This is a genomic window from Ruegeria sp. CDSB117 (assembly GCF_059611005.1).
Genome location: NZ_JBXWOS010000004.1, coordinates 170,386 through 183,944, shown reverse-complemented (window position 1 = coordinate 183,944; position 13,559 = coordinate 170,386). Strand labels below are relative to the sequence as shown.

The window sequence follows — 13,559 nt, the reverse complement described above, 5'->3', positions numbered from 1 at the left end:
TTGCGCATTTTTTGAACCACTCCATATCCCAAAATGACCACCTCCTTTTGGAAGTACCTATGACGACACCAGTTCTTTCGCTCCAAAATGCCACCTTGTCGCTGGATGGCAATGCCGGCCGGGTCAATATCCTGCACGATATTACCCTGACCGTCGCCAAAGGCGAAACGCTTGGGCTTGTCGGACCGTCCGGGTCCGGCAAATCCTCGCTGTTGATGCTGATGGGCGGGTTGGAACAGGCAAGCGCGGGCAAGATCACAGCCCTTGGCCAGGATCTGACTGGCATGGATGAGGATTCTCTGGCCCGTTTCAGACGCAATGCGATGGGGGTCGTCTTTCAGAACTTTCATCTGATCCCAACAATGACCGCCCTGGAAAATGTGGCCACGCCGCTGGAATTGGCCGGACACAAGGATGCGTTTCAACGCGCTGCGGCAGAACTTGACGCGGTTGGCCTGTCGCACCGCCGCGATCATTATCCGGCGCAATTGTCGGGCGGCGAACAACAACGCGTTGCGCTGGCCCGGGCCGCCGCGCCGCGTCCGCAAATTTTGCTGGCGGATGAACCGACAGGAAATCTGGACGAAACGAACGGCGCGGCTATCGTCGATTTATTGTTCGGCCTGCGCGACAAACACGGCGCCACTCTGGTTCTTGTAACCCATAGTCATAGTCTGGCGCGCAGGTGCGATCGGGTTGTGCGCTTGCGCGACGGGCGGATTTCGGAAGACAGCCAGCAAAAGGCTGCGGAATGAGCTTTCGGCTGGCCGGGCGTCTGGCACGCCGTGAACTTCGGGGCGGGCTGCATGGGTTTCGCGTTTTCCTCGCGTGTCTTGCGCTGGGTGTCGCCGCAATCGCAGCAGTTGGATCGGTGCGCCACGCGATCCAGGCTGGATTGGCCGAAGAAGGCGCGGCCCTGTTGGGCGGGGATGCGCAACTGGAATTCACCTACCGGTTTGCCACAGATGACGAACGCGCCTGGATGGACCAGACCGGAACAGCTGTCTCTGAAGTGGTCGATTTTCGCTCAATGGCCGTTGCCGATCAGGACGCTGAAACGCAACGCGCGCTGACACAGGTTAAATCAGTCGACGACACCTACCCGTTGTTGGGATCTCCGGTTTTGAAGCCTGCAATGCCCCTGTCGGTGGCTTTAGGGACACATCAAGGTCTTCCCGGCGCGGTAATGGATCCGTCGCTGATTGACCGGTTGGGTCTTTCCGTCGGAGATCGCTTTGCACTGGGGACGCAAGAATTCAACCTGACCGCCGCATTGATCCATGAACCGGACGGGGCGGCAGATGGCTTTGGTCTGGGCCCTCGCACGCTGGTGCGGACCGAAGATTTGCAAGCATCCGGCCTGTTGGCCCCGGGAACCCTGTTTTCCACCAAATACCGCCTGGCCCTGCCATCAGGAACCGAGCTGCAATATCTGGCGGTAGAAGCGCGCCAGAATTTTGAGGGCACCGGTATGCGATGGACCGACGCGCGCAACGGTGCGCCGGGGATTGCCGAGTTTGTCGGGCGGCTCAGCGCATTTCTGGTTCTGGTCGGGTTGTCGGGCCTTGCAGTCGGCGGCATCGGAGTATCGGCGGCTGTGCGCGCCTATCTGTCGCAAAAGACCGAGACTATCGCGACATTGCGCACTCTGGGCGCTGACAGGGCGACAATTTTCCAAACTTATATGATCCAGATCGGTGTCCTGTCGGGGATCGGGATCTTGCTGGGCCTTGCCTTGGGCGGGTTGCTGCCCCTGCTGCTGGCCCCCTTGATTGAATCCCGGCTGCCTGTACCCGCGGTTTTCTCGTTTTATCCGGCACCGCTTGCCGAAGCAGCGTTGTACGGTTTACTGACGGCGTTTCTGTTCACGCTCTGGCCCCTTGCCCGCACCGAAGACGTTCGCGCAGCGACCCTGTTTCGGGATGCTCTAACCTCAGCGCGTGCGGTTCCACGAGGGGTGTACCTCATCGCAACTGGTTTCGGCCTCGCACTGCTGATCGCATCGGCCGCATGGTTCAGCGGCTCGGCGCGCCTGACGTTCTGGACCGCCGGAGGGTTGGTGGGCGCGTTGCTGCTGCTGTCCGCTGCGGCCTATGCGGTGCGCCGGCTGGCCCGGCTCACCGCTCCTTCAGCGCGCGGGCGTCCGGCCCTTCGGTGGGCCTTGTCGGCCATTTCCGACCCACGCGAGGGCGCTGCATCCGTTGTACTGTCTCTGGGTCTTGGGCTTTCGGTTCTGGCGGCCGTTGGGCAGATCGACGGCACCTTGCGCAATGCAATTTCCGGCAATTTGCCGGACGTTGCCCCGTCTTATTTCTTCGTCGACATCCAGAAGGACCAAATGCCGGGATTTAGCGACAGGTTGACCACCGACCCCGCCGTCAGCCGGATCGAAAGCGCACCGATGCTGCGCGGGATCATAACGCAGATCAACGACAAGCCCGCCCGCGAAGTGGCAGGCGATCATTGGGTACTGGACGGCGACCGGGGCATCACCTATTCCGTCCGGCCACCTGATAACGCGCGCATAACCTCGGGCGAATGGTGGGCCGAAGACTATACCGGTACCCCGCAGGTGAGTTTCGCAGCCGAGGAGGCGGAAGAAATGGGCCTAAAGCTCGGCGACCAACTGACCGTGAACATTTTGGGCCGGGACATTACCGCAGAACTTACATCAACGCGCGAGGTTGATTTCTCTAACGCAGGTATGGGCTTTATCATGTCCATGAACCCATCGGCCCTTGCAGGTGCCCCGCACAGCTTCATCGCGACGGTCTACGCCGAAGAACAGGCCGAAACTGTAATTCTGCGCGATTTGGCCGGGACGTTCCCCAACATAACGGCGATCCGGGTGCGCGACGCGATTGACCGCGTCTCGGGCCTGCTGGCGGGCATCGCAGCGGCAACGTCATACGGCGCGGGTATTTCTCTGCTGACCGGCTTCTTGGTCCTCATCGGTGCTGCCGCGGCCGGGGAACCCGCCCGCCGATACGAGGCCGCGATCCTCAAGACTCTGGGCGCGGACCGGCGACGCATCCTGTTCAGCTTTGCCCTTCGCGCCGCGCTGTTGGGCGCGGCCGCAGGTGGCGTTGCGCTGCTGACCGGCATTCTGGGTGGGTGGGCCGTTGCCACCTATATTTTCGACACGAAATTCTCGGTGATCTGGCCGTCCGCAATCGGAATTGTTCTGGCGGGCATCATCGTGACGCTTGGCGCGGGGCTGATCTTTGCTCTGCGACCCCTGGCCGTCCGCCCGGCCCGCATCCTGCGTGCCAGCGATTAACTGGCGCGCGCGCAGGTAACCGGTTGCAGGATCTGCAGTAAAGGATCGTTGTCGCAGATCAGGGCGTCGAGCGTGATCTCGTCCAGTGAGGCATAGAAGACCTCAGCCGCGTCCTGAAGGGCCATCCGCAATCGACAGGCATCTGTCAACGGGCAGGTGTTGTCGGCATCCGCAAAACACTCGGCCAGCGGCAAGTTGCCTTCGACGTGGCGAAACACCGATCCGATACGGATCTGTTCGGCCGAACGCGCCAGAACCATACCGCCGTTACGACCGCGCTGAGTGCTTAGATAGTCCAATTGGCTGAGCTGATTGATGACCTGTGCCAGATGGTTCTCGGAAATATTGCAGACTTCGGCAATCTCGGACTTGGTAACCAGCCTATCCTGATGCGCTGCACAATACATCAGCAGCCGTACCGCAATGTTCGTCCGTTTGGTTATCCGCATCGTGACCTCCCAAGTTTCAAGATGCAGACTTATTGCATGTCCGGCATAAAAGCGGTTTGACATACATCAATCGTCAGGAAAGGACACGCAGGCCCATGGCAGATCCCTATTTCTTTGGCTACGGCAGCCTTGTGAACCTTTCGACGCACGACTTTCCCGATCCGCATCCTGCCCGGCTAAAAGGCTGGCGGCGCGCGTGGCGACACACTGACCTGCGACCGGTCGCCTTTCTGACGGCAGTTTCGGACCCTGCGTCCGAAATCGAAGGCATGATTGCGCATGTGCCGAAAAATGATTGGATCGCCCTAGACGAACGGGAGTGGGCCTATAACCGAATTCCCGCCACACAATCCGTCACGCACCCGATAAAGCACGAGGTCGAGATTGCCGTCTATGCTGTACCTCTCGACCGGCACAACGCGCCAAGCAATCGCCACCCATTGCTACTGAGTTACATTGATGTGGTCGTGCAGGGATACCTGCGCGCATTTGGTGAAAAGGGTGCAGATCGTTTCTTTGCCACCACAGATGGATGGGATGCACCGATCCTGAACGACCGGGCCGAGCCCCGATATCCGCGCCATCAACAGTTGAAATCGGTTGAGACTGAATTCGTGGATGATCGTCTCAGCCTTCTCTCAGCCCGGATTGTGCAGAACGCATAGAAAAAAGCGGGATCGAACGACCCCGCTTTTCCTCATTCTCTCTAATACGCTCAAGCTTTTGCGCGGATTACCTGCAGCAGTGGCAACAGAGTGGCCATCTCAGGCCCGCGCTCCATGCCGGTCAGGGCCTTGCGCAACGGCATAAACAGGCCCTTGCCCTTACGGCCGGTCGCTTCTTTTACCGTGCTGGTCCATTTGCCCCAGGTTTCGCCATCGAACGGACCTTCGGGCAACAAGGTCATCGCCTCTGCGATAAAGTCACGATCCTCATCCGCGATCAGCGGCTCTGCTCCGTCGCGGCACAGCTCCCACCAGCCCTTGAGATCAGCCAAAGTGGTGATGTTCTCGCGCGCCATCGCCCAGAAGGGTTCGGCCAGATCGGCAGGAACACCAGCATCAGCCACAGCCTCGGCCACGTCGTCCAAAGGCAGGGACTGCAGATGCTTTGCTGTCAGCGGGAACAGGTCTTGCACATCGAACTTGGTCGGCGCGGCCCCAAAACGGTTCACATCGAAACCTTCAATCAGTTCCGCCATTTCCGAGCGCAGCTCAACCGGGTCGGAGGAGCCAAGACGCGCCATCAGGCTCAGCAACGCCATCGGCTGCACGCCCTGTTCACGCAGATCACGCAGGGCAAGCGTGCCCAACCGTTTCGACAGGGCCTCTCCTTGAGGACCGGTCAACAACGAGTGATGAGCAAAGCGCGGACAGGTGCCGCCCAGCGCCTCAATGATCTGAATCTGGGTCGCGGTGTTGGTCACATGGTCCGAACCACGCACCACATCGGTGACGCCCATTTCAGTGTCATCCACCACAGACGCAATCGTATAGAGAACCTGACCGTCGCCGCGGATCAGAACCGGATCGGACACCGATGCTGCATCAATCGAGATGTCGCCCAAAATACCGTCATTCCACTCGATCCGCTCGTGATCCAGCTTGAAGCGCCAGACGCCGCTGCCACGCTCGGCCCGCAGCGCTTCTTTCTCGGCATCACTGAGGTTCAGCGCCGCGCGGTCATAGACCGGCGGCTTGCCCATGTTCAGTTGCTTCTTACGCTTGAGGTCCAGCTCGGTGGGCGTCTCGAATGCCTCATAGAACCGGCCCATCTCGCGCAACTTGTCTGCGGCTTCGGCATAACGGTCCAGACGATCCGACTGACGCTCAACCCGGTCCCAGTGCAGGCCCAGCCACTCCATATCCTGCTTGATCGCATCGACATATTCTTCCTTCGACCGCTCAGGATCGGTGTCATCGATGCGCAGAATGAACGTACCGCCGGCCTTGCGTGCGATCAGATAGTTCATCAGGGCGGTGCGCAGGTTGCCCACGTGGATGTAACCGGTGGGCGACGGGGCAAAACGGGTGGTTGTCATAGGTGTCTCCTGTTGGCGCGGCTCATGTCACAGGATTGGTCGATTGTCCAGTAAAGGCGTTCAGGTCGGCTGGACCGGCCAGTGCTGATTCAAGTCCTTTAGCCCGGCGCAGATCAGTTCAGACAGAACATTCGTGTTAATATCCGCCAGCTTGTTCACATAGAGACAGGACTTGCCCAGCTTGTGTTTACCCAGTCTGGATAGAATATCCCCGAAATCTGCGTAGCCGGGCATGATGTAGATCGACAGAGCCGTTTTGCGCGGGGAAAACCCGGTTGCCAGAAACTCTCCTTCACGCCCGGACTTGTAGCGATAATGGTAACGACCATAGCCCACAATCGACGCCCCCCACATAACGGGTTCAAACCCGGTCGCGTGCCGAAAGAGGGCATCCAACGCCCGGGCATCATCTGCCTTCTTCGCCGGTTGAACAGCCGCCAAAAAGCCCTCGACACTTTGCCCTGTGGGGGCAGTTTTATTCCCAGATCGCGCCATAAACAAAAATAAACACGTAATGTTCATCCACGCAGCCCATTTGAAAAGGGTATACACTGGCAAGAGACTCGCGCCGACCTAAACTCACTGAATGCTGTTCTGACAGGGAGAACCAAAATGACCATCAAATTGACACGCCGAGCGGCACTGGGTACCGCGGCAGCTTTGCCCTTTGCCGCAGCTGCAGCGCCGGTTCTGGCAGCCGGAGCTGAGACAAAGGCAAATTCAACCGTCGCCAAATCCTTTGCGTTGGGCGATTTTACCGTAACGACATTGCTGGACGGCAGCCTGCCGCGCGATGGCGCCCAAGAAATCTTTGGCGGCGGAGCGTCAGATGAAGACTTCGCGAAAGTCTCAGCAGACAATTTCATCTCGCCGGATGTCGCGCAGTTCTTCTTTACCCCGACTCTGGTCAACACCGGGTCTGAGCTGGTCCTGTTCGACACGGGGCTGGGGCAAGGTGGTATTCAGGCGGCATTGGCCGATGCGGGTGTGACACCGGATCAAATCAATGTCGTCGTCATCACCCATATGCATCCCGACCATATCGGCGGCATGACGACCAATGACGCGCCGACCTTCCCGAACGCGCGCTATGTCACCTCCTCTCCGGAATATGACTTCTGGGCGGCGCAGGACGCGGGCAATCGTGTCGGAGATCTGGTCGCGGCCAAGGTCACACCTTTGGCCGAGAAGATGACCTTTGTTGAAAATGGCGGCGAAGTCTCGTCGGGTATCACCGCTGTTGCAGCTTATGGCCATACACCTGGCCACACGGTGTATCATCTAGAAAGCAACGGGCAGCGTCTTGTTCTGACCGCCGATCTGGCAAACCACTATGTCTGGTCCTTTGCCCATCCGGAATGGGAGGTCCGTTTTGACATGGACAAAGCAGCCGCCACGGCATCGCGCCGCGACGTGCTGGGCATGCTGGCCGCCGACAAGGTTCCGATGATCGGCTATCACATGCCATTCCCGGCAGCTGGCTTCGTTGAACCCCGTGGCGACGGGTTCCGCTTTGTGCCGGTCAGCTACCAGATGATGGGATAGTACCCTAGTATCCCGGGTCCGGCCGCACCTTTGAACCATCCGTAAATCGGGACAGGCGAAAGGCGGCCGGATCAACGCATGGCGTGGTTTCACAAACCAGATCGGCCATTAAACGCCCCGCTCCGGGGCCGATTCCAAATCCATGACCTGAAAACCCCGTGGCGATGAACATCCCTGACATGGTATCGACTGAAGATATTACCGGAATGGCGTCCGGGGTGACGTCGATCAAACCTGCCCAGCTTTGAACGATCTCTGCCTGCTCCAGCACCGGGAACCCTTTGCGCGCGCGTGTCCATGACTGCCTCAAGACCTTGGCCGAGGGCTCAGGATCCAGCACACGGCAATGTTCGAATGGCGTGACGTCGGTGTGCAACCATGATCGGTCTTCGCTCGCCTCTGCCGCCCAGCGCTTGGAAAGCCTGAACCGCAGGGACCGCCACTCCTGCCGGAACGCTGGTAAAAACTGTATCGCAAGCCGAAAACTGTCCGGGACAATATCAACCGTATTCTCGTGCCCGGATGCAATTGTATAACCGCCATCGGCCCTTTTTCGCATCGCGAAGTCATCTGACCATATTGCTGTTTCCGGCCCATTCACCGGTGAAGTGCGTAAGACCGTGTTGAGAACCTTAAGCTGTGGCAGGTCAATCCCCGCATTTCCCGCAAAAAGCCGCGACCACGCGCCTCCGGCAAGAACCACCCGTGCACAAGCCACCCGGCCACGTTCGGTAAACACACCTGAGACATAACCGTTCTCGACATCAACGCTGCGTACTGCGCAGTTGGTCATCAGGCACGCCCCTTTGTCACGTGCGGCTTCAGCGATCGCAGGGGCGGCCCATTGCGGCTCGGCTCGTCCATCCCTTGGCATGTGCAGGGCAACTTTCAACCCCGATTGATCGTCGGGCAGCAAGCCATCCAGTTCAGCACCCGAAACCATCTGAGCGCCAGTTTGCAAACCTTCAACATGGCGCACCCAGCGTCCAAGATTTGCATGATCCCGTTTCCCCGATGCGCCAAAAAGGATGCCGGAACGCGTAAAACCGGTTTGGCGTCCGGTGCGTTGATCCAGGCCCTGCCAGATCTGCTGCGCCTCTAACATGAGCGGGATTTCCCGGGGGTCTCGCAGCCCCAATCGCACCCATCCCCAGTTTCGCGAACTTTGTTCGCCCGCGATATGGCCTTTTTCGCACAGCAAAACCGACGCGCCCCGCTCTGATAGCTCTAAAGCCGTTGATGCGCCGATGATTCCGCCGCCTATGACCACAACGTCAACAGACTTGGGCAGATGCAGATCGGGTTCTACGGGAGTTGGTTTTGGACCGGGCATCCGCCGCTCTTACTTCATTGCTCGGACCGCAATGAATGCGCGGTATCAGACAATAGGCAACATGTCGCCTGACGCGCCGATCACAATTTTCAGAAGCTGTGGTTATAGTGCCAGAATGATCTCTGGCACTGTTCAGTTCAGCGGGCTCGGGCCGTCAAGCAGCGCCGCAGAGTTCCGCCCATTTCTGACGCAATGTGGCTGTAAGCCCAGCATCGTTGTCGGCAGAGTCTTCGGACATGCTTTCTTGTGAAAGCAGTTCAGGAAGAATCGAAAAAGCCACTGATTGCCCTGGTGCCGTTTTCTGCTCTGGCGGCGTCTCAGCCCCCAAGAGGTCGGCAATGGCAGAATCGACCTGATCTTCGTCTATTTCATGACCCTCAGATTCCATCGAACGCCACGGAAGCGGCGAGTGGAGTGGTCTATCGTATTGCTCACGCATTTTCACACCAAATCGTTAACACAGACACGCAATTCACGATGCGTAACAAACAAACCTCGATCATAAACATCGAGACACTTAAGAATGCGCCGCATCTGCCCCACATGAGGCGGCAATTAAGCTAAAATGTGTCAGAAAAATGTCCTGATTTCAAGCGTGTTAAACGGCCTAAGCCGAATCTAGATATGCACTGTCCCCACCACAGGGACAATGAATAAAAGCGTGCCCTCAAGCACCCTTTTTTGGAAACGATCGGAGACTTAAAAAATACGCGTGGTTTCAGCTCAAGACCGGTCACGCCAACGATTCACAATCGGGTATCTGCGGTCCAGCCAGAAGGCTCGCTTGGTCAAGCGCGTACCTGGTGCGGACTGAAACCGCTTATATTCGCTGATATAGATCAGATGCTCTACGCGACGGGCGACATCTGCTTCGAATCCTGCTGCTTCGCAATCAGCGATCGAGCCATCGCGGTCGACCAGGATTTCCAGGATCGCGTCCAGTTCCGGGTAGTCCGGCAGGCTGTCGCTGTCTTTCTGGTCTTCGCGCAGCTCAGCACTGGGGGGTTTATCAATGACCGACGGTCGGATCACCTCACCTTCGGGGCCCATCATCCAGTCACGGTGATTGGCATTGCGCCAGCGGCATGTTTCGAACACGCGCGTTTTATACAGATCCTTGATCGGGTTATAGCCGCCATTCATGTCGCCATAGATGGTCGCGTAACCCACAGCCACCTCGGACTTGTTGCCCGTGGTCAGCAGCATTTCGCCAAACTTGTTCGAGATCGCCATCAGCAGCAAACCGCGCAGGCGGGATTGGACGTTTTCCTCGGTCAAATCCGCCTCGCGGCCCACAAACAACGGGGCCAGAGTGTCTGTCACCGCCGCCCGACTATCCGAGATCGGAACATGGTCGTAATGCACACCCAGCGCCTTGGCGACGGCTTCGGCGTCATCCAGCGAGGCCTGGCTGGTGTATTCCGACGGCAGCATCACGCAACGGACGTTTTCCGCACCGATTGCGTCAACGGCAATTGCCGCGACCAACGCCGAGTCCACTCCACCCGACAGCCCCAACAACGCCTTTTTGAACCCGGTCTTGCCCATGTAATCGCGCAGGGATTGGACCATGGCACGATAGTCCTGCTCCCATTCGTCCGGCTGCGGCACAACTTCAGCAGGCACAATACGCCAGCCCTCATCACCGTGTTCCAGATCGACATGTGTTACGGCCTCATCAAAGACCGGCATTCGAAAGGCCAGTTCTCCGCCCGGGTTAAGGCCGAAAGTCGCGCCATCAAAAACCTGATCGTCCTGACCGCCCACCATGTTCAGGTAGATCAGCGGCAAGCCGGTCTCGACCACACGGGCGACCATGTGATTGAGGCGCACATCATATTTGTTGCGGAAGTAAGGTGAGCCATTGGGGATCAGCAGAAACTCGGCCCCGGTCTCTTCCAGTGTTTCCGAGACATCCGGGTGCCAACTGTCTTCGCAGATCGGGCTACCGATCCGCGAGTTACCAACCGAGTACGGCCCCCCCAACGGGCCCGCGTCGTAAAGGCGAACTTCGTCGAACACGGTTTCATTCGGCAGGTGATGTTTCAGCACCTTGCTGCCGATGCGACCGCCCTTGAGGATCAGGTAGGCATTAAAAAGCTTGCCGTCTTCCGTCCACGGACCACCAATTGCAATGGCAGGGCCATCGGCACATTGCGCAGCCAGCGACTGAACCGCCGCCATGGCCGCTTGATGGAACACCGGCTTCATCACCAAATCCTGCGTGTTGTAACCGGTAATGAACATTTCGGGGAAAGCCACAAGGTCGGCACCAGCTTCGCGCCCCTGCTCCCACGCCGCAAGCGCTTTGTCCAAATTGCCTTGGATGTCCCCAACAACGGGATTGAGTTGTGCCAGAGTAATGCGGAAACGGTTGGCCATGCTGCCCTCTTGCCCTCGTCAGTCCTAATGCCATTTAGCAGATCGCACCGCGAGTGAAAGTCAAATGCGGCAAAACACGTTGCTCTGTCCGCACGGGTATCTTAGTTTTGCTTTAAAACGTGACAACCGGGCAAGGCAGGAAAAACCATGAACGCTATCCGCATTTCTTTGGCCGCCACGGCGATGGCTTTGCTGGCCGCATCCGCCTTTGCCCAGGACGGGCAGGTCATCGTTGCGGATGATGATGTTGGCGGCGTGTACGAGGGCACATTCCTGAACGGCCTGCGCCACGGCGAAGGCACTTACCGCCTGCCAAACGGGTTCGAATATGTCGGCGAATGGGTCGAAGGCGAAATTCAGGGCAAAGGCATAGCGCGCTATGTCAACGGCTCGGTCTACGAGGGGATGTTCGCGAAGGGGCAACCCGAGGGGCAGGGCAAGATCATCTACCCCGACGGAGGCAGCTATGAGGGGGATTGGGCCGAAGGGTCGATCAACGGAACCGGAGTTGCAATATACACCAACGGCGTCCGATACGAAGGCAGCTTCAGCGACGCCCGCTATCACGGCAAAGGCGTTCTGACCGACCCCAGCGGTTACGTCTACGATGGCGACTGGAAGGATGGCGTCAAGCACGGCGAGGGCAAGATCACCTCGACGCAAGGCAGCGTCTATGAAGGGCAAATCAACAACGGATTGCGCGATGGCCAGGGTACTCTGACCGTTCCGGATGGCATGACATATACCGGTGATTGGTCTCAGGACCGCATGACCGGCAAGGGCCGCTTGTTGCAGGCCAATGGCGACCTTTACGAGGGCGATCTGGTTGATGGCCGCCGTCAGGGCAATGGCAAGGCCACCTATGCCAACGGTGCGACTTATGAGGGCGAATATGCCGATGACCGCCGCCACGGAAAAGGACGCTTTCTTGGGACCGACGGGTTTGATTACACCGGCGAATGGGTGGACGGCCAGATCGAAGGACTGGGTGAGGTCACCTATCCTGATGGCGCGACCTATACCGGTGATTTCAGCGCAGATCTGCCGCATGGCAAAGGCGTTCAGACTTATCCGGATGGCACCGTCTATGACGGCGAATGGACGGCTGGCATCTTTGAGGGCAACGGCAAGGCCACGTATCCCAACGGTGTTGTTTACCAGGGACAGTTCAAGAATGGCCTGAGCCATGGCACGGGCGTTCTGACATTCGCAAACGGGTATCGGTACGAAGGCGACTGGGTAGATGGCGCGCGTCAGGGTAAAGGCAAGGCAACTTTTCCTGACGGAACATCCTATGAAGGTGATTTCCAAGACGGTCAGCGTCACGGCGAGGGAACTATAGAAACCCCACGCGGATTCAGCTATACCGGCGGCTGGGCCGAAGGCAAAATCAGTGGTCAGGGTGTGGCAACCTATGCCACCGGCGACGTGTACGAAGGCACCTTTCTGGATAACAAACGCCACGGCAATGGCACGATGCGTTATGCCAATGGCCTGGAAGAAACCGGCGTTTGGGAAAACGGCGTCCTACCCAGTGAGAACGTAAGCGCGCCCGACGCGACGGATACCGAAACCGAGCCTGATACATCCGCCTCTGACGGGTAATCAATCTACCAGGGCACTGGCTTTCCCGCCCAGTCAAAAAAACCACCCGTATCAGCCGCATTTAACGCGGCTGATACGGATAGCAGGTTCCGGGCGGCCTCATCAGGCGTAACCGCAGGGTGCCGCCCAACATGTTTCCGGGTGAATGCTGTCGTGACCGTACCGGGGTGCAAGGCGACACAGATCGCCTGTTTATGGCTCCGGGCAAGCTCGATCGCGGATGTGCGGACAATCTGGTTCAGCGCCGCCTTGGACGTCCGATAACTGATCCATCCACCAAGCCGGTTGTCACCAATCGACCCCACTCGCGCAGACAACACGGCGAAGACGGCGCGCCGGTCGCGCGGCAGCAAGCGCGCGGCATGCGCAAGAACTAACGCAGGTCCGACCGCATTCAGCGCGAACTGATCCATCATCGCCGGAGCGGATAGCAGTCTGATGGTTTTCTCGGGGGTGGCACCATTAACCTCAAGAGCGCCAGCCGCGACCAGGATCAGGTCGAACGGACCGGAAACGCCCGCCAGCGTCCGATCTACGATCTCGGGGTCGGTCAAATCAAATCCGTCCTGTGACCGGGACAATGTGGTGACGTCGACCGACTGTTGCCGAAGCCGGTTGGCAATTGCACCTCCGATCCCACCCGAGGCGCCGATGATAAGTGCTGTTTCCATGCGGGTTGAACTAGCCGTCGGCAATGCGTGATCAACACATGTGGGAAAAAAGAAATCTCTTCATATGCCGGAGGAAAATTCGTTCTTTTCATTCCCGCCGCGCGATGTATAACCTCAACCCCATGATCAACCGCGCTGATATCCTGATTGCCGACACCGCCCTTCGCGGTGCGTCTCTGCGTGGCCTACTGATCCTAATCCGCCTCTGAGCGTGCCATCCGGCGCGCCCGCTCAGAGGAGGACGCCCGCGCGC

12 protein-coding genes are annotated in these 13,559 nt (G+C 58.6%); 5 read left to right on the top strand and 7 right to left on the bottom strand.

What is annotated here, in order from left to right; genetic code table 11:
* The first annotated feature begins 59 nt into the window (after positions 1–59).
* Together AC2FJC_RS07240 and AC2FJC_RS07235 are read left to right on the top strand one after the other, a co-directional pair.
* Positions 60–755 (top strand): ABC transporter ATP-binding protein, encoded by a 696-nt coding sequence (locus AC2FJC_RS07240; RefSeq protein ID WP_496738960.1) that lies wholly within the window; start codon positions 60–62, stop codon positions 753–755.
* Positions 752–3,280 carry an ABC transporter permease gene (locus AC2FJC_RS07235; protein ID WP_496738959.1) on the top strand — a complete coding sequence of 843 codons (2,529 nt, stop codon included), beginning with the start codon at positions 752–754 and terminating at the stop codon, positions 3,278–3,280. Before AC2FJC_RS07240 ends, AC2FJC_RS07235 begins: the two co-directional genes overlap by 4 nt.
* Here AC2FJC_RS07235 and AC2FJC_RS07230 read toward each other — a convergent pair.
* Positions 3,277–3,729: an RrF2 family transcriptional regulator gene (locus AC2FJC_RS07230; RefSeq protein ID WP_496738958.1), complete on the bottom strand. Its 453-nt coding sequence runs from the start codon at positions 3,727–3,729 to the stop codon at positions 3,277–3,279. The genes AC2FJC_RS07235 and AC2FJC_RS07230 overlap by 4 nt on opposite strands.
* A 95-nt stretch (positions 3,730–3,824) precedes the next feature.
* On the opposite strand from AC2FJC_RS07230, the gene AC2FJC_RS07225 reads away from it, so the two are divergent.
* Positions 3,825–4,394 carry a gamma-glutamylcyclotransferase family protein gene (locus tag AC2FJC_RS07225; protein WP_496738957.1) on the top strand — a complete coding sequence of 190 codons (570 nt, stop codon included), beginning with the start codon at positions 3,825–3,827 and terminating at the stop codon, positions 4,392–4,394.
* A 50-nt stretch (positions 4,395–4,444) separates the two neighbouring features.
* On the opposite strand, the gene gltX is transcribed toward AC2FJC_RS07225, so the two are convergent.
* Complete coding sequence (gene gltX / locus AC2FJC_RS07220) at positions 4,445–5,770, bottom strand: glutamate--tRNA ligase (RefSeq protein ID WP_496738956.1); 1,326 nt, start codon at positions 5,768–5,770, stop codon at positions 4,445–4,447.
* A gap of 60 nt (positions 5,771–5,830) precedes the next feature.
* Complete coding sequence (locus AC2FJC_RS07215) at positions 5,831–6,265, bottom strand: DUF1801 domain-containing protein (RefSeq protein WP_496725885.1); 435 nt, start codon at positions 6,263–6,265, stop codon at positions 5,831–5,833.
* A gap of 117 nt (positions 6,266–6,382) precedes the next feature.
* Here AC2FJC_RS07215 and AC2FJC_RS07210 point away from each other — a divergent pair, with 117 nt between their 5' ends.
* Positions 6,383–7,315, top strand: coding sequence for an MBL fold metallo-hydrolase (locus tag AC2FJC_RS07210; RefSeq protein WP_496698848.1), 933 nt, complete (start codon positions 6,383–6,385; stop codon positions 7,313–7,315).
* 4 nt (positions 7,316–7,319) lie between these two features.
* Here AC2FJC_RS07210 and AC2FJC_RS07205 read toward each other — a convergent pair whose 3' ends face one another.
* From AC2FJC_RS07205 to AC2FJC_RS07195, 3 genes are all read right to left on the bottom strand, one after another.
* A complete protein-coding gene (locus tag AC2FJC_RS07205; RefSeq protein ID WP_496738955.1) occupies positions 7,320–8,648 on the bottom strand; it encodes an NAD(P)/FAD-dependent oxidoreductase in 1,329 nt (442 codons plus the stop codon).
* 154 nt (positions 8,649–8,802) lie between these two features.
* Positions 8,803–9,087, bottom strand: coding sequence for a hypothetical protein (locus AC2FJC_RS07200; protein WP_496725882.1), 285 nt, complete (start codon positions 9,085–9,087; stop codon positions 8,803–8,805).
* A 284-nt stretch (positions 9,088–9,371) separates the two neighbouring features.
* The gene (locus tag AC2FJC_RS07195; RefSeq protein WP_496738954.1) at positions 9,372–11,030 is read right to left on the bottom strand and encodes an NAD+ synthase; all 1,659 of its coding nucleotides are present in this window, start codon (positions 11,028–11,030) and stop codon (positions 9,372–9,374) included.
* Positions 11,031–11,177: 147 nt separating this feature from the next.
* Here AC2FJC_RS07195 and AC2FJC_RS07190 point away from each other — a divergent pair, with 147 nt between their 5' ends.
* The gene (locus AC2FJC_RS07190; protein WP_496738953.1) at positions 11,178–12,635 is read left to right on the top strand and encodes a 2-isopropylmalate synthase; all 1,458 of its coding nucleotides are present in this window, start codon (positions 11,178–11,180) and stop codon (positions 12,633–12,635) included.
* Between the two features lie 5 nt (positions 12,636–12,640).
* Here AC2FJC_RS07190 and AC2FJC_RS07185 read toward each other — a convergent pair whose 3' ends face one another.
* The gene (locus AC2FJC_RS07185) at positions 12,641–13,306 is read right to left on the bottom strand and encodes an SDR family NAD(P)-dependent oxidoreductase (protein ID WP_496738952.1); all 666 of its coding nucleotides are present in this window, start codon (positions 13,304–13,306) and stop codon (positions 12,641–12,643) included.
* Between the last annotated feature and the right edge of the window lie 253 nt (positions 13,307–13,559).

Bases quoted from the DNA above. Each gene is read 5' to 3' on its own strand.
- AC2FJC_RS07230 (WP_496738958.1), bottom strand. From the start codon at position 3,729: ATGCGGATAACCAAACGGACGAACATTGCGGTACGGCTGCTGATGTAT.
- AC2FJC_RS07235 (WP_496738959.1), top strand. From the start codon at position 752: ATGAGCTTTCGGCTGGCCGGGCGTCTGGCACGCCGTGAACTTCGGGGC.
- AC2FJC_RS07205 (WP_496738955.1), bottom strand. From the start codon at position 8,648: ATGCCCGGTCCAAAACCAACTCCCGTAGAACCCGATCTGCATCTGCCC.
- AC2FJC_RS07200 (WP_496725882.1), bottom strand. From the start codon at position 9,087: ATGCGTGAGCAATACGATAGACCACTCCACTCGCCGCTTCCGTGGCGT.
- AC2FJC_RS07215 (WP_496725885.1), bottom strand. From the start codon at position 6,265: ATGGCGCGATCTGGGAATAAAACTGCCCCCACAGGGCAAAGTGTCGAG.
- gltX (WP_496738956.1), bottom strand. From the start codon at position 5,770: ATGACAACCACCCGTTTTGCCCCGTCGCCCACCGGTTACATCCACGTG.
- AC2FJC_RS07190 (WP_496738953.1), top strand. From the start codon at position 11,178: ATGAACGCTATCCGCATTTCTTTGGCCGCCACGGCGATGGCTTTGCTG.
- AC2FJC_RS07225 (WP_496738957.1), top strand. From the start codon at position 3,825: ATGGCAGATCCCTATTTCTTTGGCTACGGCAGCCTTGTGAACCTTTCG.
- AC2FJC_RS07185 (WP_496738952.1), bottom strand. From the start codon at position 13,306: ATGGAAACAGCACTTATCATCGGCGCCTCGGGTGGGATCGGAGGTGCA.
- AC2FJC_RS07210 (WP_496698848.1), top strand. From the start codon at position 6,383: ATGACCATCAAATTGACACGCCGAGCGGCACTGGGTACCGCGGCAGCT.
- AC2FJC_RS07195 (WP_496738954.1), bottom strand. From the start codon at position 11,030: ATGGCCAACCGTTTCCGCATTACTCTGGCACAACTCAATCCCGTTGTT.
- AC2FJC_RS07240 (WP_496738960.1), top strand. From the start codon at position 60: ATGACGACACCAGTTCTTTCGCTCCAAAATGCCACCTTGTCGCTGGAT.